We start from the raw sequence: 23,888 nt of genomic DNA, 5'->3' as shown, positions 1-23,888 counted from the left end.
AGCCCGGCGCCGGGGGAGCACCGCGGTGCCCGGTCCGCCGTCAGCGGGAGGTGCCCAGGCCGGGGTTGTCGGCCAGCCAGACGGCGTACCGCCTGCTGCGCCGCACCGCGTCGGCGTGCGCGGCCTTGGCGTGCTCGAAGATCGACGGCGCGGCGCCCGCGGCGGGTGATTCCGGGTGCCAGCCGAACAGCTGCCGCCAGCGCAGCGGAGCCCCGGCGAGCGGCACCAGCCGCAGCCCTTCGGCGGGCTGGAAGGTGGCCTGGCAGAGGGCGGCGGCCCGGCCGACCTGGGCCAGGTGCATGCAGGTGGCCACGTCCGTCTCGTAGATGGTCCGGGGTGTGAAGCCCGCGCGGGCGCAGGCCGTGGCGAAGCAGTCTCCGAAGCAGCTGTCGCCGGGAGTGACCGTCCACTGCTCGTCGGCCAGCTCGGCCAGGTCGACCTCCGCCCGGCGGGCCAGCGGGTGGTCCTCGTTGAGCAGCACGAAGACCGGGTCGATGCCGACCGTCAGCCACACCACCGGCCCCTCCGCCGGAGGCAGGCTCTCCCCGCAGGCGCCGGTGAACACGAAGTCGAGCTTGCCGAGTATCACCATGCCGGTCAGCTCACGGGCCGACCAGGAGGTGTGCGTGCTCACCGGCGTCGACGGCCAGGCGGTGGCCAGGCGGTCCATGAGGCCGCCGAGTATCGGCCCGTTGGTGGCGCCCAGGCGGTATCGGGGGATGTCGGCGTTGGCGTTGGCCAGCCGCCGCGCCTCCTCCTGGAGCTCCCTGGCGGCCGGGAGCAGCACCATCGCCCTCGACAGGACGAGCTCGCCCAGCGGGGTCGGTCGTGCGCCTTGGTGGTCGCGGTCGAAGAGGGTTCCGCCGAGCAGCCGCTCTATCCGTTTGAGCTGTGCCGTCAGCGCGGGCTGGGCCAGGCCGAGATGACTGGCCGCCTTGGTCACGCTGCCGGCCTCGGCGACCGCGCGGACGATCCTGAGGTGTCGGAGCTCAAGGTCCATCGGGTTCGCGCGGAGGGAACCGCCCGCCGTGGCCGGCGGGGCAACCCGCGCTCCCTCCCTTCGGGTTGTGTCGGCGCGGGCCGATGGCGGTGGCTGTCGGCGGGGCGGAGACGAACACGGCGATCACTGTTTCGCGCAGGGCGGGACACGCCCCTTACGAGGCCGCAGGGGCCACTCTGTGAGCAGCCGCTCTCTTCAAGGGACGGAGGAGCCACACCGGGAAGGTAAATCCACGGCGGTATGCCTGCAATGCAATCAAGTAAGGAAATTTGACCTAATTTTGTGTAGTCGTCGGTATCGGAATTGCGGACCGATGAAAGGCGCTCTTTCGGCCATCCGGCCGTTCATTCCGGCGAAACAGCCGGGAAAGGCCAGGTGGGGCGAGTGAGGGGGTGGGTGGGCCGGGTTCGCGGCCGCTGGCCTCTGTGACGCCCGTGACGCCCGTGACGCCCGGCGGGGTGACCCCGCAGGCCGCCGTCATGGCCGGCGGGGTTGTCGTACGCCATCGGTCACCTGCCCGGCCACACGGCGATCACCGACGCCGGGGGCGACCGCCGCCGGGTGCCGTGAGGCCTTCCAGCTGGGATGCCGGGGAGGGGGCGCCGGACCGGTTGTCGATCTCGGTGTGCGGCACCGCGGGAGGCTCGTCCACCCGGATCGCCCGCAGATAGTCGTCGAACCGGTCGAGCTTTCCCGCGTCCCGGGGCAGCCCCCTGGCGACCAACCGGGAGCGCAGGGTGGGGGAGTCGGAGCGGACCCAGAGCAGGTGCACCGGGGGCCCGCCCAGGTCCCCGACCCAGCGCTCCCACACCGCCGCGTCGTGCACCTGGGTGGTGAAGGGCCCCTCCAGCACGACCGGGCAGCCGTGGGCGCGGATCTGCCGGGCGAGCGCGGTCAGCCCCTCGTACTCGTGCCGTTTGACGTGCTCGTCGTACCAGGGCCCCTCGCGCTCACCCTGGTCCCGGCCGTGCGCGCGCAGGGTGGCCGCCACGAACCCGCCGTAGACGGTGTCCTTGTCGAGCAGGGCGGGCACCGGGTCGAGCAGGGCCAGCAGCGCCGCCGCCACGGTCGACTTCCCCGCGCCCGGCGGCCCGCTCACCACCCACAGCGCCGCGGGTCCGGTCGCGCCGCGGCCGGCCGGATCCCGTTCCGCACCCACGGCCCTCAGCCCTTCCAGACCCCGGCCACGCTCTCCGTGACGGCGGACGCCTGGGCGAGACCGGCCGCGAACGCGGGGCGCCACAGCTCCGGGTCGAGGACGTCGACGCCGAACACGGCCACGGCCGCCTCGTCGGGGACCACATGGGCCAGCGCGGTACCGTCGAGCGCGGCGATCTCGGTCTCGAAACGCCGCCGGGGGGTGAGGTGCGCCAGCGGCTCCAGGACGACCGCGGCGCAGGCACCGGCCGCCAGGTCGGCGTTGGTCGTCGAGCGCACCCCGCCGTCCATGTAGTGCCGGCCGCCGATCTCCACCGGCGGGAAGACGCACGGGACCGCGCAGCTGGAGGCGACCGCGGAGACCAGCGACGCACCGGAGTCGCGGTCCCAGACCACGAACTCGCCGCTCCCCGCGTCGACCGCGGTGATGAGCAGGCGGCGCTCCGGCCACTCCTTGACGGGCAGCCGGTCGCCGATCGTCCCGATCCTGACGCCGGTGTCCTTCACCCCCAGGGCCAGCTCGCCGACCCGGCGCCGGGCCTCCCGGGGTTCGAGGGACGGGTCGTTCAGGATGCCGAAGGAGGCCATGACCGCCTCCATGTCGACGGCCGAGACGGTCGCGGTCTCCGTCTTCGCCTGGGAGGCGACCGCGCTCTCCAGGTCGGCCCCGGTGGCGATCAGGGCGGCCACCACCGATCCGGCCGAGGTGCCGACCAGCAGGTCCGCCTCGCCCAGATCCACGCCCTCACGGCGCAGGCCGGTGACGATCCCCGCCTCCCAGGCGATGCCCGCCACGCCCCCGCCGCCCAGTACCAGTGTTCTCGTCATGCGGCCCATTGTGACCCGTTTCATGGTCCGCCGTAGTTGATCACCCTTTAAGCCCGGACCGGGAGATGCCCTCGATGACCCAGCGCTGGGCGACGAGGTAGAGCGCGATCACCGGCAGGCCGGCGATCACCGCGCCGGCCATCAGCAGGTCGTAACGGATGTTGTTGGCCCCCTGGAAGTTGCCCAGGCCCGCGGGGAGCGTCAGGGACTCGGGGCTGAGCAGTACGTAGATCGGCCACAGGAAGTCGTTCCAGTTGGTGAGGAACGACAGCAGGAAGAGCGTCACCAGCGCCGGGCGCGCCAGGGGCAGCGCGACGGCGGTGAAGATCTGCCAGCGGTTGCAGCCGTCCAGCTCGGCGGCCTCCTCCAGCTCGCCCGGCAGGGTGAGGAAGAACTGCCGCAGGAAGAACACTCCGAACGCCCCTGCCGCGGCGGGGACGATCACCGCGGGCAGGCTGTCCACCCAGGCCAGCTCGTTGACGATCAGGAAGTTCGGGATCAGCAGCACCACGGGCGGCACGAACAGGGTCGCCACGATCGCCGCGAAGATCGTGTTCCGGCCGTGGAAGCGGAGCCTGGCCAGCGCGTACGCGGCCGGCGTGGCCGTCACCAGGACCAGCGCCGCGTGCGCGGTCGCGGCGGCGAGGCTGTTGACGAACCAGCTGACGATCGGGCTGTCCGCGCTGTTCAGGATCTCCCGGTAGGCGTCCAGGGTGGCCGGGCCGGGAATCCACCGCGGGGTGGTGGCCCCCGCGTCCTCGCGGGTCTTGAACGAGGTGGAGACCATGTAGACCAGCGGGCTCAGGTAGAGCGCCGCGATCACCGCGAGGACCAGGTGGAGCAGTGCCCGCCGGAGCCGGCGGATGTCACGGGTCATGTCCTGTCCCTCTCCCGGAAGGCGCCGAAGACCAGAGCGCTGGCGGCCATCAGGAAGGCGGCGAGGACGAAGCTCATCGCCGACGCGGTGCCCATGTCGAACTGGCGGAGGCCGGTCTCGGCGATGAGGTAGATCGCGGTCTTCGTCTGGTCGGCCGGGGCGCCACCGGTGATCAGGTACGACTGGCCGAACATGTTGGCCGAGGCGAGGATCGTGGAGTTGACCACGAAGACCATGACAGGCCGCAGCCCCGGCAGCGTCACCGCGCGGAACCGGTGCCGGGCGGAGGCGCCGTCGACCATCGCCGCCTCGTGCAGTTCGCGCGGGATGTCCTGGAGTCCGGCGAGGAAGATCACCGAGTTCAGGCCGAGCGTCCACCACACCGTCACGCCCACCAGCGCGACCCAGGCGGGCGGCACGTCGGTGGTCCACTGCACGTCGAGACCGAGGTAGTGGTTGACCAGGCCGATGTTGCCGTCCAGCAGGAAGCGCCAGACGAACCCGACGACCGCCACGCCCAGCACGTACGGCGTGAAGTAGACGGCGCGGTAGACGTTGCGGCCCCGGAAGCGGCCGTTCATCAGCAGCGCGGTGAGCAGCGGCAGCACGATGAGCAGGGGCACGGACGCGACCGTGAAGATCCCGGTGGCCCGCATGGCCGTCCAGAAGCGGGAGCCGTCCACGCTGCCCGGGTCGAACAGGTCGGTGTAGTTCTCCACCCCGACGAACGGCTTGCGCGGGAGGTTGACGTCCCACTCGTGCAGGCTCGTCCAGAACCCGAAGCCGATCGGCAGCACCATGAAGACGGCGAACAGGGCGAGGTAGGGGGCGAGGAACGCGTACGGGGTCCAGGGACGCATCCTCCGTGCGGCCCCGGCGGGCGGCCCGTCCGGCACGTCGGCGCCGGGCGGGCGCTCCTTCCGGGTGAGCACGCTCATCCGCCGTACTTCCGCTTGTTCTCGGCGAGCAGCTTGTCCGCGGTCGCCACGCCCTCCTTCAGCGCGTCCGCCGGGGACGCCTCCTTCAGCACGGCCTTGGCCACCGCCAGCTCCAGTGCCTTGGACTGCACGTCGCCGACGCCGGGCAGGGCCGGCAGGAAGTGGAAGGCGTTCACGTCGGCGGCCAGTCCGATCTGCGGCAGGCCGGCGACGGCCGGGTCCCGCCGGACGGAGTTGCGGGCCGGGATCATGCCGGCCCTGGCCCACTCGGTCGACCGGCGGCTCATGTGATCGATGAAGAACTTGGCCGCCTGGACCTTGGCCGGATCCTTGCCGGCCTGGGCGGTCAGCACGAAGTTGTGCGAGGAGGCCCAGACCGCCGCGGTGCCGCCGATGTTGGGCACCGGAGCCAGATCCCACTTCAGGGACGGGGCGTTGGCCTTCAGGTCGTTGATCTGCCAGATGCCGTCCCAGGTGAAGCTGACCTTGTCGTTCTTGAAGGCGGCGTACTGGCTGTCCTGCGCCACCTTGGCCGGGCTGAAGCCCTTGTCGATCTGCTCGACCATCCAGGCCAGGGCCTGCGCGCCACGGTCGGAGCCCCACAGTGCCCGGGTGCCGTCCTCGCTGTAGAGCTCGCCGCCGAACTGCCACAGCAGGCTCATGAACATCAGGTGGGCAGGCCACTTGCTGGGCATCCAGAAGGGGTTCTCGATTCCGGCGTCCTTGAGCGCGGCCAGGGCGTCCTGGTATCCGGCCCTGTCCGCCGGGGCCGCCTTCAGCCCGGCTTTCTCCAGGTGGGCCCGGTTCCAGTAGTCGCCCAGGCTGTGCACGTCCAGCGGCACGCTGTAGCGCCTGCCGTCGTAGACCCCGGCGTTCCACACGGCGGGGATGAAGTCGGACTCGCCGAGCCGCAGCGCGCCGACCACGTCGTCCAGCGGGATCAGGGTCCGGCGCGCGGCGAAGGTACCGATCCAGTCGTTGTGGATGACGGCCACGTCCGGGCCCTTGCCCGCGCTGATGGCCGTGGGCATGGCGGGGTAGAGGTCCTCCCAGCGCCGGGTCACGTTGCGGACCTCGATGCGGCCGGAGTACTCCTTGTTGAACGCCTCCAGCATGGCCCGCATGTGCGGGCCGTCGCCGCCGGTGAAGCCGTTCCAGTAGTCCAGGGTCACCTTGGGCCCGGTGTACTCCCCACCCGCGAACGACGGCGCCGCCGAGGCCGCGGGCGGGGAGTCCGCGCCGATCCTGGTGCCGCCCCCGCAGGCGGTCAGCGCGGCGGTGAGGCCCGCGGCGCCGGTCAGGCCCAGGAACGAGCGGCGGGACAGGGGACTGGTCATCTTTACTCCTGGGGGGAATCGGGGGCGAGGCGGATGACGCTCCATGAGACGGGCGGAAGGGTCAGGGACGCCCGGCGTCCCCGGAGCCGGAGGCCGGTCCCCGGCCTGGGTCTGACGCGGTCGGGTGTCTCGGCGGTGTTGACCGCCGACAGGTCGTCGTCGGTGAGTTCGAGGTGCTCCACCGGCCGCAGCTCCCCGGGGAGCGCGACCTCCAGCGCGCAGGGCTCCCGCCGGTCGCGGTTGACCACGAACAGCGCCAGCTCGCCGGTCGTCTCGTCGTACGTGGCGGTCGCCCAGATCGCGGGCACGTCGCCGTGCTTCGCGGTCGCGATCGTCGCGCACTCCGGTTCCACCCGGAGCACCTGGCCGCGGGCGTGCCGGGCGGTCAGCGCGAACGGGTGGAAGATGCTCTGCCGCCAGGCGGGACCGCCCGGCTCGGTCCTGATCGGCGCGATGACGTTGGCGAGCTGCGCCTGGCAGGCCACCCCGACCCGGTCGGCGTTGCGCAGCAGGGTGATGAGGAGGCTGCCGACCACCACCGCGTCGGTGACGTCGTAGGCGTCCTCGATCAGCCGGGGCCGCTCGGTCCAGTCCAGCGCCGCCTCGCCCGGGAAGCGGCTCTGGTACCAGACGTTCCACTCGTCGAAGGAGAGCTTGATCTTCTTCCGGCTGCGCAGCCTCGCCCCCACGTGGTCGGCGGTCGCGGCGATCGAGCGGATCATGTGGTCCATGTCGGCGCCGCTGGCCAGGAAGGAGTCGACGTCCCCGTCGGACGGGTCGTAGTAGGCATGCAGCGAGACGTGGTCGACCATCTCGTACGTCGCCTCCAGCACCTCCGCCTCCCACGCGCCGAAGGTCGGCATGGCGCTGTTGGAGCTGCCGCAGGCCACCAGGGACAGCCCGGGGTCGAAGCGCTTGAGCGCCCGCGCGGTCTCGGCGGCCAGGCGGCCGTACTCCGCGGCGGTCTTGTGCCCCATCTGCCAGGGGCCGTCCAGCTCGTTCCCCAGACACCACAGCCGCACGTCGTGCGGTCTGTCGAAGCCGTGCGCGCGGCGCAGGTCGGACAGCCGGGTGCCGCCGGGGTAGTTGGCGTACTCGACCAGCTCCAGCGCCTCGGCCACCCCCCGGGTGCCCAGGTTGAGCGCCATCATCGGCTCGACGCCGGCCTTCGCGGCCCAGACCATGAACTCGTTGAGCCCGAAACGGTTGTCCTCCAGGCTCCGCCAGGCCAGGTCGAGGCGCGCGGGCCGGTTCTCGACCGGCCCGACGCCGTCCTCCCAGCGGTAGTTGGAGACGAAGTTGCCGCCGGGGTAGCGCACCAGCGTCACCCCGAGCTCCCGCGTCAGCTCCAGCACGTCGGTGCGCAGGCCGTCGGCGTCGGCCGCCGGGTGACCGGGTTCGAAGACGCCGGTGTAGACGCAGCGGCCCATGTGCTCCACGAACGAGCCGAAGAGCCGGGGCTCCACCGGGCCGATCCGGAAGGCGGGGTCGAGGGTGAGACGGGCGGTGGTCGCCAAGACACGGCCTCTCTGTCGGGGCGGTGATGCGGGTAGGTGCGTTTGTACAACGTTGTTTCAACGTTGTAAACAGTGGCCGACGCGTCGATACCGCGGCGTTACGATCGACGGTGCCGGATCTCCGCATGGTCGCCGGCGACCGCTCCCGGCGGTCGCGGTGCGGCGTCCCGGCGGTCACAGGGCAGGAAGAGGTGGGCAGGTGGGAGCCAGTCTGCGCGACATCGCGCGCCTGGCGGGGGTCTCGGTGAAAACCGTCTCCAACGTCGTCAACGGGTACGCCCACGTGTCACCGGCCACGAGGGCCAAGGTCGAGGAGGCGCTCTCCCGGCTCGACTACCGGCCCAACCTGTCGGCGCGGAACCTCCGGCAGGGCCGCACCGGCGTGATCGCCCTGGCCCTGCCCGAGCTCGACTCGCCCTACTTCGCCGAGCTGTCGCGCTTCGTCATCGACGCCGCGGCCGAGCTGCGGTGGCTGGTCGTGATCGAGCAGACCGACGGCCGCCTCGACCGGGAACGGCGGATCCTGGACGGGGTCCGCGACCACCGGGTGGACGGTGTCATCCTCAGCCCCATCGCGATCGGCGCCGACGAGCTCGCGGCGCGCACCGACGACACCGCGCTCGTCCTGCTGGGCGAGCGCATCCACGACGGCCCGGCCGACCACGTGGCGATCGACAACGTCCGGGCGGCACGCGACGTCACCGAGCACCTCATCGGCCTGGGCCGCACCCGCGTCGCCGCCCTCGGCGCGGAGGACAACGCCGCCAGCGGCACCGCGCCGCTCCGCCTGGCCGGATACCGCGAGGCCATGGCCGCCCACGGCCTGCCGGAGACGGTCGCCAAGGTCGAGCGCTACCGCAGGGACCAGGGGGCGGCGGCGATGGCCGCGCTGCTGGCGCGTCCCGAGCCGCCCGACGCGGTGTTCTGCTTCAACGACCTGCTGGCGCTCGGCGCCATGCGGACCGTCCTGTCCGCGGGGCTGCGGGTCCCCGAGGACGTCGCGCTGGCCGGGCTCGACGACATCGAGGACGGCCGGTTCAGCACACCGACCCTGACCACGGTCGCACCCGACAAGGCGCAGCTCGCCCGGATAGCGGTCGACCTGCTCAAGCGGCGCATCGACGGCGGCCCCGGGGCCCTGCCCCGGGAGGTCGGCGCGGGGTACCGCCTCATGGTGCGGGAGAGCACGACCGGAAGGGGAGGCGGGGGTGCCGCACGGTGAGGCGGCCGGTCCCGGCCGCCGTGGTGCGGCAGGGCGGCGGGCCCGGGTGGTCGCCGTGCGGTGGGGTCGGTGGGTCCGGGCGGTCGCCGTACGGTGGGGCGGCGGGCCCAGGGGCCACTGTGCGGTGGGGCGGCCGGTCCCGGCGGTGATCCCAGGTGTGATGATCCCGGAAACCTGGACCTTGGTCGAGGTGGCGGTAGGCTGGGCCATGCCCAACTCGGAGTTGACCGTCGGCCAGCTCGCCGCGCGCAGCGGGGTCGCCGTGTCCGCCCTCCACTTCTACGAGGCCAAGGGCCTCATCCGCAGCCGCCGCACGGCGGGCAACCAGCGCCGTTTCTCCCGCGACACACTGCGCAGGATCGCCTTCATCCGGGTCTCGCAGCGCGTGGGGATCCCGCTCAAGGCCATCCGGGAGGCGCTGACCGCCCTCCCCGACGAGCGCACCCCCACCAGGGAAGACTGGGCGAGGCTCTCGGCGGTCTGGCAGGACGAGCTCGACGACCGCATCAGGCAGCTCGAACGCCTCCGCACCGGGCTGACCGACTGCATCGCCTGCGGTTGCCTCTCCCTCGACCGCTGCACCCTGGCCAACCCCGACGACGTGGCCGCCGCCCGGGGGCCGGGATCGCGGCTGATGCTTCCTCCCCGGCAGGACCACGCCGGGTGCGAGGCGGAGGTCTAAGGCGCTCGGTGGCCGCGGGCTCATTAGTTGCTGGTCCAAACTATTGACGGGCCGGGGTCCGGCGTGTGACCCTCTGGGCGTTCATGCACGCGCATCATGGGCGGTCGAAGGTCAGGGTCCCGTCACCTGATCGTGCATGGCGGTTTGTCCATTGCGTAGCGAAGGGAAGCCGTACATGCGAAGAAGGCTGTTCAGCATGCTCGCCGCCGTGGCGGTGGCCTGCGCGCCGGCCGCCGGGGCCGTCACGGGCGGGCCCGCGGCGGCGGCGTCGGGAAGCGCGGAGCCGGCGGTCGCCGCGGAGTCGTACGAGTGGCGGAACGTCAGGATCGACGGCGGCGGGTTCGTGCCGGGGATCGTCTTCAACCAGACCGAGAAGAACCTGATCTACGCCCGCACCGACATCGGCGGCGCCTACCGCTGGGAGCAGTCCACCAGGACCTGGACACCGCTGCTGGACTGGGTGGGCTGGGACAGGTGGGGCCACAACGGCGTGGTCAGCCTCGCCACGGACCCGGTGGAGACCGACCGGGTCTACGTCGCCGCCGGGATGTACACCAACAGCTGGGACCCCGGCAACGGCGCCATCCTGCGCTCGGCCGACAAGGGCGCCACCTGGCAGGCCACCCCGCTGCCGTTCAAGCTCGGCGGCAACATGCCCGGCAGGGGGATGGGGGAGCGGCTGGCCGTCGACCCCAACGACAACAGAGTCCTCTACCTGGGGGCACCCGACGGCAACGGCCTGTGGCGCAGCACCGACAAGGGCGTCACCTGGGCGAAGGTCGCGAGTTTCCCCAACCCGGGGAACTACGCGCAGGACCCGGCCGACCCCAATGGTTACCTCAGCCACCGTCCCGGCGTGGTCTGGGTGACCTTCGACCCCACCTCGGCGACCGCCGGCGACACGACGCAGAAGATCTACGTCGGCGTCGCCGACAAGGAGAACACCGTCTACGCCTCCGCTGACGGCGGCACCACCTGGAGCCGCGTCCCCGGGCAGCCCACCGGCTACATCGCGCACAAGGGCGTGCTCGACCACGACAACCACACCCTCTACATCGCCACCAGCGACACCGGCGGCCCGTACGACGGGAGCAAGGGGGACGTGTGGAAGCTCGACACGCGGACCGGCGCGTGGACCCGGATCAGCCCGATCCCGTCCACCTCGGCCGACGACTACTTCGGCTACAGCGGCCTCACCGTCGACCGCCGGGACCCGGGCACGCTCATGGTCGCCACCCAGATCTCCTGGTGGCCGGACGTGATCTTCTTCCGCTCCACCGACTCCGGGGCGACCTGGACCCGGATCTGGGACTTCACCTCCTACCCGAACCGTAGCTTCCGCTACAAGATGGACATCTCCTCCTCGCCGTGGCTGAGCTTCGGGGCCAACCCGCAGCCACCCGAGGTCTCGCCCAAGCTCGGGTGGATGACCGAGTCGCTGGAGATCGACCCGTTCGACTCCAACCGCATGATGTACGGCACCGGCGCCACCATCTACGGCACCGAGGACCTTCTCAAGTGGGACACCGGCGGCCAGATCACCATCAAGCCCATGGTGAAGGGCCTGGAGGAGACCGCCGTCCTCGACCTGGTCAGCCCACCTTCCGGCGCTCCGCTCGTCAGCGGCCTGGGCGACATCGGCGGGTTCCGGCACACCGACCTCGACGCCGTCCCGCCCATGATGTTCACCTCGCCGAACTTCACCTCCACCACCAGCCTCGACTACGCCGAGACCAACCCGTCCGTCATGGTCCGCGCCGGCAACTTCACCGACTCCGAGCGGCCGGGCGACAGCCACGTCGCCTTCTCCACCGACGGCGGCGCCAACTGGTTCCAGGGCACCGAGCCCGCCGGGATCGACGAGGGCGGCACCGTCGCGGCGGCGGCCGACGGCTCACGCTTCGTCTGGGCGCCGAAGGGCGTCGCCGTGCACCACTCGGTGGGGTACGGCAACACGTGGAAGGCGTCCACCGGCCTGCCCACCGGGGCCGTGGTCGAGTCCGACCGGGTGAGACCGGGGACCTTCTACGGCTTCAGCGGCGGGAAGTTCTACATCAGCACGGACGGCGGCGCCTCGTTCGCCGCCACCGCCGCGACCGGGCTGCCGGCCGAAGGCAACGTCAAATTCAAGGCCGTTCCCGGCCGCGAGGGTGACATCTGGCTGGCCGGCGGCACCGGCGGCACCTCCGGCGTCTGGCACTCCACGAACGGCGGCGCGTCGTTCACCAGGCTGCCCGGCGTCACGAGCGCGGTCAACATCGGGTTCGGCAAGGCCGCACCCGGCAGGAGCTACCAGGCCCTGTACGCGGTCGCCACGGTCGGCGGCGTGACCGGTGTGTTCCGCTCCGACGACACCGGCGAGAGCTGGGTGAGGATCAACGACGACGCGCACCAGTACGGCAACATGGGCGAGGCCCTCACCGGCGATCCGCGGATCCATGGTCGCGTCTACCTCGGCACCAACGGCCGCGGCATCCTCTACGCCGACAAACAGGGCACCGTCCCGCCCGACGACACCGTCCCGCCGACCAGGCCCGGCACCCCGGAAGCCTCGGCGATCACCTCGACGGGCGCGAAACTGGCCTGGACCGCCTCGACCGACGCCGTCGGGGTCACCGGCTACGACGTCTACCGCGAGGCGGGGGCGACGGACGTCAAGGTCGGCTCGCCGTCCACGGCGTCGTTCACCCTGACCGGGCTGACCCCGGAGACCTCCTACACCTTCTATGTGATCGCCCGTGACGCCGCGGGGAACAGCTCCACCGCCTCCGGGCCGGTGACCTTCACGACCCCGCCCGGGTCGTCCGGCGGGGACGGCTGCACCGCGGCCTACAGGGTGACCGGCTCCTGGCCTGGCGGTTTCCAGGGTGAGGTCACCGTCAGGAACGCCGGCACCTCGCCGATCGGCGGCTGGACCGTGAAGTGGTCGTTCCCGGACGGCCAGAAGGTCACCCAGCTCTGGGGCGGCGCCCACACCCAGACCGGGGCCGACGTCACCGTGCGGAACGCGAGCTGGAACGGCACCCTGGCCGCGGGGGCCGCCACGGCCTTCGGCTTCGGCGCCACCTGGACCGGTGCCAACGGCGTCCCGGCCACGGTCACCTGCACCGCCTCCTGACCCGCCGGTCTCCCCCGGCGCGGGTGACCGTGCCGGGGGAGACCCGTACTGGGGGTGACGGGGGAGACTCGTGCTGGGTGAACGGGGGAGACTCGTGCTGGGTGATACGTCCTGCAAAGCGGTATGTTCGCACCAGGTATCCCGGCTCGCGGTGTGATCGCACGTCTCTCCGGTAAGGAGCACGTAATGCCGCGGCGGGAGCCCGGCCGGCCGGCCGACCTTATTCTGGAAGAAACCGACTGTCCGGGGGAGAGCATGGCGATCTCAGACGGGGCGCGAAACCCTCGGGACGCGACCGCGCAACCGATCGAGACCGGTGAAACGTCGCGGGAGGAGGCGGCTCCCCGCTCCGGCATCCACGGCTGGCTCGACGGCATCAGGTCCACCCGCACCGGCCGCCTCACGCTGAAGATCGTCATCGGGGTCATCGGCGCCGTGCTCGTCGTCGGCGGCCTGATCATGGTGCCCTTCCCCGGCCCCGGCTGGCTGGTCGTCTTCGCGGGCCTGGCCGTGCTGGCCACCGAGTTCCATTGGGCCCACCGCGTGCTGGAGTTCGGCAAGCGGACCCTGTCGGGCTGGACCGCCTGGCTCTCCCGCCGCGGCTGGACGGTCAAGATCCTGGTCGTCCTCGTCGCCGCGGCCACGGCCACGGCCATCGTCTACTTCGGCCTCAAGCTCAGCTTCGACCTCGACTTGATCGTCGAGGCCCAGAAGCTCCTCACCCGCTAGTCCCCGCACGGGCCGACGCCGTCGCCGTCCTGCGGGGCCGGCACGGCCGGTGATCGGCACGGTTGCGTACACGACGCGTCGGGCCGGGCACGGCGGCCTCCCAGGGGCGATCTTCAAAGCTTCCACCCGCGGCGGGCGGCCGTTCCCCTGCATGCCACCGGGGCGCCACATGCGGCCACCACGGTGCTACGCGAGATCGTGAGCACCTGGAGAACCCCATGGAAGACCCCTCCCGCCCCGACGTCGGGCGTCGTTCCCTGCTGTGGGCGGCGCTGGCCGCCCCGGCGGTCGCCGCCGCCTCGACGACCGCCGTCGCGCTGGACGCGGCTCCGGCGAGCGCCGCCGGAGCCTCCGTCCGAACCGGCCGTTTCGACGAGGACGACCCGCGCTTCGCGATCGGCGTCCTGCCGGACACGCAGTACCTCTTCGACGAGGACAGCTCCGACCCGACCCCGTTGCGGGCGACCTTCCGCTACCTGACCGAGCAGCGCAAGGCCCGGAACATCGCCTTCATGACACACCTCGGCGACGTGACCGAGCACGGTAGCGAGCACGAGATCGAGCTCGCGGGCGACACGTTCCGCGCGATCGACGGCAAGGTCTCCTACAGCGTGCTGGCGGGCAACCACGACGTCAGGTCGTCCACCGACGACCAGCGGGGCGACAGCGCGTATCTGCGGGCCTTCGGACCGGCCCGGTTCGCCGCGATGCCGACCTTCCGCGGCGCCTCGCCGGACGGGTACAACAGCTACCACGTGCTGCGCGCCGCAGGCCGCGAATGGCTGGTGCTCGCGCTCGACTGGCGGGTCTCCGACAAGGGCCTGGCGTGGGCACAGGGTGTCGTCGACGCCAACCCGAAGCTGCCCATCATCCTCACCACGCACGACCTGGCCTGGTCCGACGAGGCCGGTACGGCCTCCCTGTCGGACTTCGGCCGGCGCCTGTGGGACCGTTTCATCCGGCGCAACGACCAGATCTTCCTCACCCTCAACGGCCACTACTGGCCGCCGGGCCGTACCGTCCTGAAGAACGACGCCGGCCACGACGTGCACGTCCACATCGCGAACTACCAGGACCGTTACTACGGCGGCGCCGCGATGATCCGCCTCTACACGTTCGACCTCGCCCGCAAGGTGATCGACGTCGAGACGTTCTCGCCCTGGCTGCTCGACCGCGACCCGGAGGACCGGACCCCGCTGGAGGCCGAGAACCTCGAACTGACCGGTCCGGCCGACCGGTTCAGCCTCCAGATCGACTTCGACGAGCGGTTCGCCGGCTTCGCGCCGCGGGTGCTCCCCGAGCCGCGACCGGCGAGCGCGGTGATGCCGAGGGGAACGGTGGCGTACTGGCGTTTCGACGCCTCCGGGCTGCAGAGCGCGGGGACGGACGGCGGCGTCGTCCCGGCCGGCGCCGTCGCGCGGGACCTGACCGGCGGCGGCAACGACCTCACCGTGGAGCTGCTGCACGCCAGTGCGGCGGAGGTGCTGAAGTGGTCGGCCGAGCACCACGAGGGCCAGCCCGCGCACGCGAGCCTCCGTTTCGACGGCGGCAAGAACCCCGACCGCGGCGCGGTCCTGCGTACCGGGCCCGCCGCCCCGCTCAACAGCATGAAGTTCGAGTCGGGATACACGATCGAGGCGTTCATCAAGCTCCCCGAACCCTTCGAGGGCGACCACGCCTGGATGGGCATCCTGAGCTGGGAGGGCCGCAGCGGCGACGCGGGCAAGACGAGCGGCTGGTCGCAGGACGAGCCGACCTGCAGCCTCAACCTCTCCCCGGAGCGGTTCCTGCAGTACGTCGTCTACCCCACCGACCGCGACGCGGACCCCACGTCGTGGAGTCACGCGCTGCCCGTCGGGCGGTGGACGCACGTGGCCGTCGTCAACGACGGGCGGCGCACGGTGGTCTACGTGGACGGGTCGAAGATCGCTCGCAACCCGACGCAGCGGTCGAAGGGCATCTCCACGCTGGGCAAGCCGTTCGCGATCGGCGGCACCCAGTTCGCCCAGAAGTACGGTCAGGGGTACTACGGGTGGATCGGAGACGTCCGCATCGTCTCCCGGGCGCTCAGGCCTCGCGAGTTCCTGACCCCGTTCGATTCCTGACCCGGTCAGGGGTGTTCGATTCCTGACCCGGTCAGGGGTGTTCGGTTCCCGACCGGGTCAGGGGCGTGTCCGGCTTCCGATCAGCTCGGCCACCCCGTCCAGGATGCGTTCCAGGCCGAAGGCGAGCGCGTGGGCGGGGTCGGCGACCGACTGGTACGCCTCGCCCGCGGCCTGCCCGACGCGCGAGGCGACGGGGAAGCGGGCCGCGTCCATGACCTTGGCGAGCAGCGGGGCGCTGGACACCCACCACTCGGCGTCGGTCATCCCGGTGTCCCGCTGCACCTGCGTCTGGTTGACCTTGGTCCTGGCGGTGCTCTCGACATGGCTCAGGACCAGGGTCAGGACGGAGTCCATCTCCACGTCGGACAGGCCGATGCCGTCCAGCGGGCGTAGTTCCGCCTCGTACTTGAGCGTGGCGTTCGGGCCGAGGGTGGAACGGAGGTCGGCGATCTGCATCAGCCAGGGGTTGCGCTGGTAGAGGTCCCAGTTGCGGGCGGCGACGAACGAGAGCGCACCCCGCCATCCGCCGGGCTGCCGCGAGGGGGCGTCCACGTCGGTGTAGAGATCCCCGTACGCGGTGTCGACCATGAGGTCGACCAGCTCGCCCTTGCCGGGGACGTGAGTGTACAGGGACATGGTCCCGACCCCCAGCCGTTCGGCGACCTGGCGCATGGAGACGGCGTCGAGCCCCTCGGCATTGGCCAGCTCGATGGCCGCCAGCACGATCGAGCGCACCGTCAGCCCGGATCGCCCCGGTTTGTTATGCGACCCCCAGAGCAAGGCCAGGCTGCGTGCCGGATCGGCCTCCGACGCTTTCTTTCCACTCACGGGAACAGTCTCCACCTTCTCGACGTCAGGACCACCGTAGCTGAGTCGTACTGCGTACGGTACGGTCCGCGTGAGGGGATGTCGACCGGTGATGTCCAGCCGCCTCCCGATCGGGAATCGCGTGCCGGAGTTCTTCCTTCCCGGCCCCGGAGATTATGCTTCCCGGGATATGGGGGGTCCGTAAAATGTGGTGCGGGCGGCGTGAAATTCGTGACCGCGAAATTCGTGACCGTTAAATCGCCGTCCTGTGCGGACCGCCGCCTTTTGCGGACCGGCGTCCTTTGTGGGCCGCCGCCCTGTGCCGGCCGGCGTCCTCGCCGGGCCCGTCGGCACCGCCGGATCCGATCTCGGGTCAGGGGCCGACTGTGCCGTCGTGCCTGGCCGCGTCGTCCCGGAGGGGTTCCGCGCTCGGAATGGGTTATTCCGGCCGCCCGGTTCCCGCGCACTTCCCGCCACTTGGGGATTCAATCGGTTAATCGCCGGAACATCACCGGTGATCGTGGGATTCACACTTCTCCCAACCGGTTTGTTCTAGATCAAGATCTTGCCGGATTTCCGTCCTAGGATGCCGCCGTGGCTGTGACTCCTGGGATTTACCGGTTGCTCGCCTTTTCCGTCATCGCGGTCCCGGTGGCCGTGTCGGCCCCGCCGGCCGCGCACGCCGCCCCCGTCGACCTCGCGCTCCCCGGCACCCGGGTGACCGTCAGGGAAGACTCCGCGGACCCGCTCAGGGTGACCTCCTACGGTTTCGGCAAGGCGGCCTACCTCCGCAAGGGCGCCGGGTTCACCTTGCAGAGCGCCTATCAGGAGATCACGACCGCCCCGAAGGGAGGCAAGGCCCTGGCGGTCCCCGCCTCCTACAACGGCGGGTACGACTCGGTCGTCCTGCTCGACCCGGCGACCTCCAGGGGCACCAGGATCCGCACGGTCCGCAAGCCCCTCGTCGCGCACTACGTCCACTGGAGCCGGAACGGGGCCAAGGCGGTGCTGACCGTCGAGCGGAAGAGCGGCACCGCCTGGGTGACCTCCGGGTTCGTCATCGTCGACGCGGTCGCGAAGACCGCCAAGACCGTGACCGTGGCGAACGTCGACCCGGCCGCGCGGTTCCGGTGGAGCTCCGACGGCGCCGAGCTGGTGGCCGAGTACCGCGGCGGCACCCGCTTCTACGGGCCGGACGGCGAGGTCCGCCGCACGTTCGCCAAGACCGGACGGCCCGGCGGTGGTGAGGACGTCTTCACCCCCTCCGGACGCGGGCTGATGACCTGGTGCCCGTCCACCTACGCCGAGCACGTCTGCGTGTGGGACCGCACCTCGGGCAAGCTCGCCGCCAAGGTGCCCGGTATCAAACCGAAGGCGCTGTGGGGCTGGTGGGACGAGAAGCACTTCATCGCGGTCGTCCGCGCGGGCGACGTCTACCGCGTCGTCCTGTCCGACCTCAGGGGCACCCCCACCCGGGTGCTGGCCGCGATGTCCGCCGACGACTGGAACCGCCGGGTCTACCTCAGCTACACCCGGCGGTGACGAACCACCCGCGCGGGCGGGGTCGTGTCCGCAGAGCGGGTGCGCATGGCGCCGCGAGAGACGCGGAACGGCTGAAAGCGCGCTGCAAGAAAGGCGCAGGGCGGGGAGCCTAGGGTCCTGCCGTGATCGAGATGCGATACGCGAAGACCTTCCGCCCCTTCCTGCTCATCCCCGGCCTGCACATCATGTGGCTGCCGGTGGGCGTCGGCTTCCTCGTCCCCGAGCTGCTGGGCCATCGGCTCTCGACGGGGAGTGGGACGGACATGGCCGTGGGGGTCGTCGCCTGCTCCCTCGGGGCGGTCGCCGCCGTCGTCACCGTCGCCCTGGCCGTGCACTTCGGCAGGCGCGATCGCGAGCGGCGGTTCCTGGGCGAGTACGGACTGCGGGCCAGGGGCGTCGTCACCGGGATCTACGACGGCCACGGCAGGATCCAGGGACGGCGGCTGATGCGCGTGCACATCGAGTCGCCCGAGGTGCCCGGCCTGTCGTTCAAGCACCTGACCTTCACCCCGCCCCCGCGGGGCAGCGAGCTGACCGTGGCCTACGACCCCGCGGACCTGCGCAGGGGAGTGGTGGTCGGCCGGTGAGCCGGGTGCCCGGGGCGTGTCACAGATACAGGCCGGTGCCGTTGTCGGTCTGCTGGGTGGCGATGGCGTGCAGGTCGCGCTCGCGCATGACCAGGTAGATCTGCCCGTGGACCTCGACCTCGTACTGGTCTTCGGGATTGAACAGGACCTTGTCGCCCACCTTGACCGTGCGGGCGTTCTGGCCCGCGCCGCAGACCTCACCCCAGACCAGGCGGTTGGCCATCTTCACCGTCGCCGGGATGACGATACCGGCGGTGCTGCGCCGCTCTTCGGCCTGCTGCTCGGTCTTGACCATGACGCGGTCGTGGAGCATCTGAATCTCGAACTTCGGGTCACCCACGGCTAGAAGTTTATGGGAACGGGGGAAGCGCACCGGCTTGTCCCCAACTCCGGGTGACAGGCCGTGGTCGGTGCGGTGAGGTCTGCCGATCTCTTCGGCGCGGAGTGTTCTCCGCCGCGGTACGGATGCGATAGAAGATCATTGCACCTACTGTCTCCCCTTGAGGTATACGTGAAGAAGCTCCTCCGAGTTCTCGCGGCTCAGCTGTTCGCCGCTGCTTTCGTCCTCACCGCGCTCTCCGCCCCCGCGCACGCCGGCACCGCCGACACCGACCCCGTGCTCGCCGCCGAGTGGCAGACCACGTGGGACACCTACAGGTTCTCCGACGCCTCGCCGCCGCCTCTGCCGGGCTCGGGCCGCGAGCGGGTCAAGACCAGCATCTCCATCGAGATCGCCGCCCCGGCGGAACAGGTGTTCACCGCGTACTCGAACATCAACAACCACCTCGGCATGCACTCGTTCCTGAAGCGGGTCGTCACCCACAAGGACTGGTGCCGGGACGACACGCGTTACATCAACTTCACGGCCGTCGAGGAGATCCCCTATCAGGGCCAGATCGTCGTCAGCAACACGCACGCCCAGCAGCGGATTCACCAGGACGAGCTCTACTACGAGACGGACACCTGGTCACAGCCCAACGTCGTCACGCACCAGAAGATCGTCTTTACTCCGCTGGACGGCGGGAGGACCAAGGTCACCGAGCACCTCACCTTCGACGCGGACACCTCGCTGATCGACTTCGCCGTCACCAACGGCGTCGCCTCCCATGAGGTGACGCAGGCGGCGCTCAAGCAGGCGATCGAGAGCGGCGAGCTCTGATCCGGGCCGGGGCGGGGTACGCGTCCGCGCACCCCGCCCCGGTGCCGGGATCCGCGTCCGCGTCCCGGTGCCGGGGCCGACCCCGTCCGCGTCTCGATGCCGGGATCCGCACCCGCCCCGGCGGTCGGGGCCGCCTCCCGTCCCGGTGCCGGGTGCTCCGGCGTCAGGTCCGGGTTCGCGCGCGGACCTGACGGCGCGACTCGGGGACGATCAGCGGGGTACCGCTCTGCGGGTCCTCGATGATCTCGCAGCGCAGGTCGAAGACCTTCTCCACCAGCTCGGCCGTCACCACCGAGGCGGGGTCGCCCTCGGCGACGATCCGGCCGTCGCGCATCACGATCAGGTGGGTGGCGTAGCGGCAGGCCTGGTTCAGGTCGTGCAGCACCGCCACCAGGGTCCTGCCCTGCTCGTGCAGGTCGGCGCAGAGGTCGAGCACCTCGATCTGGTGGGCGATGTCGAGGAAGGTCGTCGGCTCGTCCAGCAGCAGGATCGGCGTCTCCTGGGCCAGGGCCATGGCCAGCCAGACACGCTGGCGCTGGCCTCCGGAGAGCTCGTCCACGCAGCGGTCCGCCAGGTCCGTCACATCGGTCGCCGCCATCGCCGTGGTCACCGCGACCTCGTCCTCGCGGGACCACTGGCGCATCATCCGCTGGTGCGGGTAGCGGCCCCGGCCCACCAGGTCGGCGACCGTGATGCCGTCGGGCACGATCGAGCTCTGCGGCAGCAGGCCCAGCCTGCGCGCCACCTCCTTGGAGGGCAGGGAGGTGATCACGCTCCCGTCCAGATGCACCGCTCCCGCGCGGGGCTTGAGCATGCGGGCCAGGGCACGCAGCGTGGTGGACTTGCCGCACGCGTTGGGCCCGATGATCACGGTGAACGACCCGTCGGGGATGGTGACGTCCAGGTCGGTGGCCACCACGCGCTTGTCGTAGGAGAGCGTCAGGCCGCTTCCGTACAGTCTCAACGTCGTTCCCTCCGGAGCAGAAACACCAGGTACGTGCCGCCGATCGCGGCGGTCATGATCCCGACCGGGAGCTGGACGGGCGCGAAGAGGCGCTGAGCGGCCAGGTCCGCGCCGACCAGGAGCACCGCGCCGGTCAGCGCGGACGCGGTCAGCGTGATCCCGGCGGAGCGGGTCAGCCTGCGCGCGAGCTGCGGCGCGGCCATCGCCACGAAGATCACCGGGCCGGCTGCGGCGGTGGCGACGCCGCACAGCAGGACGCCGGCCGCGATGGCGACCGCCCGGATCGGCTCGACCCGGACGCCCATGGCCTTGGCCGCGTCGTCCCCCATCTCCAGCATCCGCAGCGGACGCGAGAGCCACGCGCACACGGGCAGCAGCACGACCAGCGCGGCGGCCACCGGGAGCGCGTGGTCCCAGCCGCGTCCGCCGAGGCTGCCGGTGATCCACGATCCGGCGGTCGCGGCGTCGTTGATGTTGGCGCGGGTGAGCATGTACCAGGAGGCGGAGACCAGCAGCGCGTTGACGCCGATGCCGACGAGGATCAGCCGGTAGCTCTGCACCCCGTTCCGGAAGGCCAGCGCGTAGACCAGCAGCGCGCAGGCGACGCACCCGGCCAGCGACGACCCGGCGATCTGCCAGGCGGAGCCGCCCAGGATCACCGCGGCGACGCCGCCGGCGGAGGCGCCGGAGGTGAAACCGATGAAGTCGGGGCTGCCGAGCGGGTTGCGGGTCAGGCTCTGGAAGATCGCCCCGCTCAGTCCGAACGCGGCGCCGACCAGCAGGCCGGTCACCACCCGGGGCGCCCGCAGCCGGCCGACGATCAGTTCGGCGGCCGGTGGCCCGTCGCCGAGCAGCGCGGCCACGATGTCGGGGACGGGGACGGTGAACTCACCGGTCGAGAGCGCGAGGAGACTGACGGCGACACCCAGGACGGCGAGGGTGGCCCCGACGGCGAGGCCGCGCGGGGAGAGCCGCAGCGACCAGGCGCGCAGGCGGAGAACGGTCATGGTGCGGTGGGCCTCCGCGGAGGTACGGACGGGGGCTGGGCGGCCGGTGGTGCGGGGGGCGGCACGGAGCCGGGCCGGGGGATGTCTCCCGGCGGGGGCTGGTCGGTCATAGGGCGGCGAGCCTCCGGCGGCGGGCGAGCAGGATGAAGACCGGGGCACCGAGCACGGCGCACATGATGCCGACCTGCACCTCGCCGGGGGCGGCGATCACCCGGCCGGCGACGTCCGAGGCGAGCAGCACCGCGGGAGCGAGCACGACGGTGTAGGGCAGCATCCAGCGCTGGTCGGGGCCGGTGAAGGCGCGTACCGCGTGCGGCACGGCCAGGCCCACGAACCACAGCGGCCCCGCCGCGGCGGTGGCGGCCCCGCACAGCAGGGTGACGGCGACCGCGGTCAGTCCGCGCGTGCGGGCCACGCCGACGCCGAGCGCGCGGCCGGCCTCGTCGCCGAGGGCGAGGGTGTTGAGCGGCCTGGCCAGCAGCAGCCCGAGGACCAGCCCCACCGCCAGGAACGGGGCGAGCCGCAGCGCGACGTCGGGGGTGACCCCGGCGAGCGAGCCGGTGAGCCAGAACCGCATCCGGTCGAAGGTGGCGCTGTCGATCCGCAGGATCGCCGAGGAGGCCGCCTGGAACACCATGCCCAGCGCGACCCCGGCGAGCGTGAGCCGGACCGGGCTCGCCCCGGAGCGTCCGGCCGATCCGAGCGCGTAGGCCAGCGCGGCCGTGACGGCCGCCCCGGCGAAGGCGAACCAGACGTACACCGAGGGGTCGCTCAGCCCGAACAGCCCGAGGGCGAGGGTCACGCCGAACGCCGCGCCGTGGTTGACGCCGAGCAGTCCCGGGTCGGCGAGCGGGTTGCGGGTCAGGCTCTGCATCAGCGCGCCGGCCAGGCCGAGCGCGGCGCCCACGCCGATGCCGATCAGTGTCCGCGGTACGCGCAGGTCGCGGACGACCGTGTGGTCGCTCGATCCGTCGGGTGCGAGCAGGGCGTCCAGCACCGTGGACAGCGGCACCGAGCGTGACCCCACCGCGATGCTGACCAGCGCCAGCAGCACCAGCAGTGCCACGCCGGCCACCAGTCCGGCGGCCAGCACCGCGGGGCGCCCCGTCCGCCGTGGTCGCGTCCCGTCCGGCTCCCCGGTCTCCTCGGACGCGGCCGTCGTCACACCGGCCGTGCTCACCCGGTCCCCTCTCCCTGTTGTGATTAGGTAAGGCTAATCTAATGCAATACCCATTTAGGTAAGCCTATCCTTTGGAGGGGGAAATGTCGCTATCTGCTCTGCCGCGGCGAGACTTCCTGGCAGCCGGTCTCGGCCTCATGTTCGGCCTCACCGCGTGCGGGGGCGGTTCCGGCACCACCCCCGCGGCTCCGGGCGCCTCGGCGGCCTCCCCGGGGGCGGGCCCGTGGACCTTCACCGACGACCGGGGGAAGAAGATCGACCTCCCCGCCCGTCCCAGCCGTATCGTCGCCCAGGTCGGCGCCGCCGCGGCGCTGTGGGACTTCGGCATCCGCCCGATCGGCGTCTTCGGACCGCACAAGCTCAAGGACGGCGGCAAGGACCCGCAGGTCGGCGAGGTCGATATCACCAAGGTCGAGTCCCTCGGCAACGTCTGGGACGAGTTCAACGTCGAGAAGTACATCTCCCTCCAGCCCGAGCTGCTGATCAGCGGCATGTACGACGACAAGGCCCTCTGGTACGTGCCGGAGAAGTCCAGCGCCACCATCGAGCAGGTCGCCCCCACCCTCGGCGTCCGCCAGACCGGCCGGTCGCTGCCCGAGATCATCGGGAAGTACGCCGAGGTCGCCGCCGCCCTCGGCGCCGATGCCAACGCCCCCGGGGTGGCCGCCGCCAAGACCCGGTTCGAGACGGCCTCCAAGGCGCTCGTCACCCCCGAGATCGCGAAGCTGAAGGTCATGATCATGGCGGGCGGCCCGGAGTCCCTGTGGGTGGCCAGTCCCGCCGACCATCCCGACGTGCGCTACTTCAAGGAACTGGGGCTGGACGTCGTGGTGCCGGAGAAGGTCGATCAGGGCGGGTTCTGGCAGACGCTGAGCTGGGAGAACGCCGACACCTACCCGGCCGACGTGATCCTGACCGACGCGCGTGCCCAGTCGATGCAGGCCGAGGAGATGAAGAAGAAGCCGACCTTCGCCGACCTGCCCGCGGTCAAGGCAGGGCAGGTCTACCCCTGGCTCGCCGAACAGCGTTACAGCTACCAGGGCTACGCCGACGTGCTGGAGCGGCTCCACGCCGCCCTCGCCGCGTCCAAAAAGGTCTGACCCCGCGCTCCCCGAACGCGCGGCGGTACTC

At 71.4% G+C, this 23,888-nt stretch carries 21 protein-coding genes; 9 read left to right on the top strand and 12 right to left on the bottom strand.

Annotated features, from left to right (window positions below; translation table 11 throughout):
• Nucleotides 1-40: 40 nt before the first annotated feature.
• The 7 genes from F4562_RS08090 to arfA all read right to left on the bottom strand — a co-directional run bounded on the left by F4562_RS08090 (nucleotide 41) and on the right by arfA (nucleotide 7,655).
• On the bottom strand, nucleotides 41-1,000 hold the full coding sequence (locus F4562_RS08090; protein ID WP_184542189.1) for a LysR family transcriptional regulator: 960 nt from the start codon (nucleotides 998-1,000) through the stop codon (nucleotides 41-43).
• A gap of 532 nt (nucleotides 1,001-1,532) precedes the next feature.
• Complete coding sequence (locus F4562_RS08085; protein WP_184542188.1) at nucleotides 1,533-2,159, bottom strand: P-loop nucleotide/nucleoside kinase family protein; 627 nt, start codon at nucleotides 2,157-2,159, stop codon at nucleotides 1,533-1,535.
• A gap of 5 nt (nucleotides 2,160-2,164) precedes the next feature.
• Complete coding sequence (locus tag F4562_RS08080) at nucleotides 2,165-2,986, bottom strand: patatin-like phospholipase family protein (RefSeq protein ID WP_184542186.1); 822 nt, start codon at nucleotides 2,984-2,986, stop codon at nucleotides 2,165-2,167.
• A 40-nt stretch (nucleotides 2,987-3,026) separates the two neighbouring features.
• A complete protein-coding gene (locus tag F4562_RS08075; protein ID WP_184542184.1) occupies nucleotides 3,027-3,863 on the bottom strand; it encodes a carbohydrate ABC transporter permease in 837 nt (278 codons plus the stop codon).
• Nucleotides 3,860-4,801: a carbohydrate ABC transporter permease gene (locus F4562_RS08070; protein WP_184542181.1), complete on the bottom strand. Its 942-nt coding sequence runs from the start codon at nucleotides 4,799-4,801 to the stop codon at nucleotides 3,860-3,862. The genes F4562_RS08075 and F4562_RS08070 overlap by 4 nt, the downstream gene beginning before the upstream one ends.
• The gene (locus tag F4562_RS08065; protein ID WP_184542179.1) at nucleotides 4,798-6,138 is read right to left on the bottom strand and encodes an ABC transporter substrate-binding protein; all 1,341 of its coding nucleotides are present in this window, start codon (nucleotides 6,136-6,138) and stop codon (nucleotides 4,798-4,800) included. The genes F4562_RS08070 and F4562_RS08065 overlap by 4 nt, the downstream gene beginning before the upstream one ends.
• 2 nt (nucleotides 6,139-6,140) lie before the next feature.
• Entirely contained in the window at nucleotides 6,141-7,655 is a 1,515-nt protein-coding gene (gene arfA, locus F4562_RS08060; protein ID WP_184542178.1) for an arabinosylfuranosidase ArfA, read from the bottom strand.
• Between the two features lie 199 nt (nucleotides 7,656-7,854).
• On the opposite strand from arfA, the gene F4562_RS08055 reads away from it, so the two are divergent.
• The 5 genes from F4562_RS08055 (at nucleotide 7,855) to F4562_RS08035 (ending at nucleotide 15,511) form a co-directional block, all read left to right on the top strand.
• Nucleotides 7,855-8,877, top strand: coding sequence for a LacI family DNA-binding transcriptional regulator (locus F4562_RS08055; protein ID WP_184542176.1), 1,023 nt, complete (start codon nucleotides 7,855-7,857; stop codon nucleotides 8,875-8,877).
• Nucleotides 8,878-9,037: 160 nt separating this feature from the next.
• The gene (soxR, locus tag F4562_RS08050; RefSeq protein ID WP_246473383.1) at nucleotides 9,038-9,559 is read left to right on the top strand and encodes a redox-sensitive transcriptional activator SoxR; all 522 of its coding nucleotides are present in this window, start codon (nucleotides 9,038-9,040) and stop codon (nucleotides 9,557-9,559) included.
• Nucleotides 9,560-9,734: 175 nt separating this feature from the next.
• A complete protein-coding gene (locus F4562_RS08045; RefSeq protein ID WP_184542174.1) occupies nucleotides 9,735-12,677 on the top strand; it encodes a cellulose binding domain-containing protein in 2,943 nt (980 codons plus the stop codon).
• Nucleotides 12,678-12,932: 255 nt separating this feature from the next.
• The gene (locus F4562_RS08040; protein ID WP_184542172.1) at nucleotides 12,933-13,406 is read left to right on the top strand and encodes a TIGR02611 family protein; all 474 of its coding nucleotides are present in this window, start codon (nucleotides 12,933-12,935) and stop codon (nucleotides 13,404-13,406) included.
• A gap of 218 nt (nucleotides 13,407-13,624) precedes the next feature.
• The gene (locus F4562_RS08035; protein ID WP_184542170.1) at nucleotides 13,625-15,511 is read left to right on the top strand and encodes a laminin G domain-containing metallophosphoesterase family protein; all 1,887 of its coding nucleotides are present in this window, start codon (nucleotides 13,625-13,627) and stop codon (nucleotides 15,509-15,511) included.
• A 57-nt stretch (nucleotides 15,512-15,568) separates the two neighbouring features.
• On the opposite strand, the gene F4562_RS08030 is transcribed toward F4562_RS08035, so the two are convergent.
• Entirely contained in the window at nucleotides 15,569-16,339 is a 771-nt protein-coding gene (locus tag F4562_RS08030; RefSeq protein WP_184542168.1) for a TetR/AcrR family transcriptional regulator, read from the bottom strand.
• A gap of 573 nt (nucleotides 16,340-16,912) precedes the next feature.
• Between F4562_RS08030 and F4562_RS08025 the strand changes: the two genes are divergently transcribed.
• Both F4562_RS08025 and F4562_RS08020 read left to right on the top strand, forming a co-directional pair.
• Nucleotides 16,913-17,860 (top strand): hypothetical protein, encoded by a 948-nt coding sequence (locus F4562_RS08025; protein WP_184542166.1) that lies wholly within the window; start codon nucleotides 16,913-16,915, stop codon nucleotides 17,858-17,860.
• A 122-nt stretch (nucleotides 17,861-17,982) separates the two neighbouring features.
• Nucleotides 17,983-18,447, top strand: coding sequence for a hypothetical protein (locus F4562_RS08020; protein ID WP_184542164.1), 465 nt, complete (start codon nucleotides 17,983-17,985; stop codon nucleotides 18,445-18,447).
• A gap of 19 nt (nucleotides 18,448-18,466) precedes the next feature.
• Here F4562_RS08020 and F4562_RS08015 read toward each other — a convergent pair whose 3' ends face one another.
• Nucleotides 18,467-18,787, bottom strand: a complete 321-nt coding sequence (locus F4562_RS08015) for a GroES family chaperonin (protein ID WP_184542162.1) — start codon at nucleotides 18,785-18,787, stop codon at nucleotides 18,467-18,469.
• A 171-nt stretch (nucleotides 18,788-18,958) separates the two neighbouring features.
• Here F4562_RS08015 and F4562_RS08010 point away from each other — a divergent pair, with 171 nt between their 5' ends.
• A complete protein-coding gene (locus F4562_RS08010; RefSeq protein ID WP_184542160.1) occupies nucleotides 18,959-19,606 on the top strand; it encodes an SRPBCC family protein in 648 nt (215 codons plus the stop codon).
• Nucleotides 19,607-19,769: 163 nt separating this feature from the next.
• Here F4562_RS08010 and F4562_RS08005 read toward each other — a convergent pair whose 3' ends face one another.
• From F4562_RS08005 to F4562_RS07995, 3 genes are all read right to left on the bottom strand, one after another.
• On the bottom strand, nucleotides 19,770-20,570 hold the full coding sequence (locus tag F4562_RS08005; RefSeq protein WP_184542158.1) for an ABC transporter ATP-binding protein: 801 nt from the start codon (nucleotides 20,568-20,570) through the stop codon (nucleotides 19,770-19,772).
• Nucleotides 20,567-21,577, bottom strand: coding sequence for a FecCD family ABC transporter permease (locus F4562_RS08000; protein WP_184542156.1), 1,011 nt, complete (start codon nucleotides 21,575-21,577; stop codon nucleotides 20,567-20,569). The genes F4562_RS08005 and F4562_RS08000 overlap by 4 nt, the downstream gene beginning before the upstream one ends.
• A gap of 106 nt (nucleotides 21,578-21,683) precedes the next feature.
• Nucleotides 21,684-22,757 (bottom strand): FecCD family ABC transporter permease, encoded by a 1,074-nt coding sequence (locus F4562_RS07995; RefSeq protein WP_184542154.1) that lies wholly within the window; start codon nucleotides 22,755-22,757, stop codon nucleotides 21,684-21,686.
• Nucleotides 22,758-22,840: 83 nt separating this feature from the next.
• On the opposite strand from F4562_RS07995, the gene F4562_RS07990 reads away from it, so the two are divergent.
• Nucleotides 22,841-23,857, top strand: coding sequence for an ABC transporter substrate-binding protein (locus F4562_RS07990; RefSeq protein ID WP_184542153.1), 1,017 nt, complete (start codon nucleotides 22,841-22,843; stop codon nucleotides 23,855-23,857).
• Nucleotides 23,858-23,888 lie beyond the last annotated feature (31 nt).

The sequence above is a fragment of the Streptosporangium becharense genome, from assembly GCF_014204985.1.
Lineage (GTDB): Bacteria > Actinomycetota > Actinomycetes > Streptosporangiales > Streptosporangiaceae > Streptosporangium > Streptosporangium becharense.
The sequence above is the reverse complement of the archived record's forward strand: the minus strand, read 5'-3'. Positions and strand labels throughout refer to the sequence as shown.

What these genes read in the sequence shown, in the direction of transcription:
- F4562_RS08090 (WP_184542189.1), bottom strand. Translation starts at nt 1,000, where the DNA reads ATGGACCTTGAGCTCCGACACCTCAGGATCGTCCGCGCGGTCGCCGAG.
- F4562_RS08080 (WP_184542186.1), bottom strand. Translation starts at nt 2,986, where the DNA reads ATGACGAGAACACTGGTACTGGGCGGCGGGGGCGTGGCGGGCATCGCC.
- F4562_RS08075 (WP_184542184.1), bottom strand. Translation starts at nt 3,863, where the DNA reads ATGACCCGTGACATCCGCCGGCTCCGGCGGGCACTGCTCCACCTGGTC.
- F4562_RS08070 (WP_184542181.1), bottom strand. Translation starts at nt 4,801, where the DNA reads ATGAGCGTGCTCACCCGGAAGGAGCGCCCGCCCGGCGCCGACGTGCCG.
- F4562_RS08065 (WP_184542179.1), bottom strand. Translation starts at nt 6,138, where the DNA reads ATGACCAGTCCCCTGTCCCGCCGCTCGTTCCTGGGCCTGACCGGCGCC.
- soxR (WP_246473383.1), top strand. Translation starts at nt 9,038, where the DNA reads ATGATCCCGGAAACCTGGACCTTGGTCGAGGTGGCGGTAGGCTGGGCC.
- F4562_RS08045 (WP_184542174.1), top strand. Translation starts at nt 9,735, where the DNA reads ATGCGAAGAAGGCTGTTCAGCATGCTCGCCGCCGTGGCGGTGGCCTGC.
- F4562_RS08040 (WP_184542172.1), top strand. Translation starts at nt 12,933, where the DNA reads ATGGCGATCTCAGACGGGGCGCGAAACCCTCGGGACGCGACCGCGCAA.
- F4562_RS08035 (WP_184542170.1), top strand. Translation starts at nt 13,625, where the DNA reads ATGGAAGACCCCTCCCGCCCCGACGTCGGGCGTCGTTCCCTGCTGTGG.
- F4562_RS08000 (WP_184542156.1), bottom strand. Translation starts at nt 21,577, where the DNA reads ATGACCGTTCTCCGCCTGCGCGCCTGGTCGCTGCGGCTCTCCCCGCGC.
- F4562_RS07990 (WP_184542153.1), top strand. Translation starts at nt 22,841, where the DNA reads ATGTCGCTATCTGCTCTGCCGCGGCGAGACTTCCTGGCAGCCGGTCTC.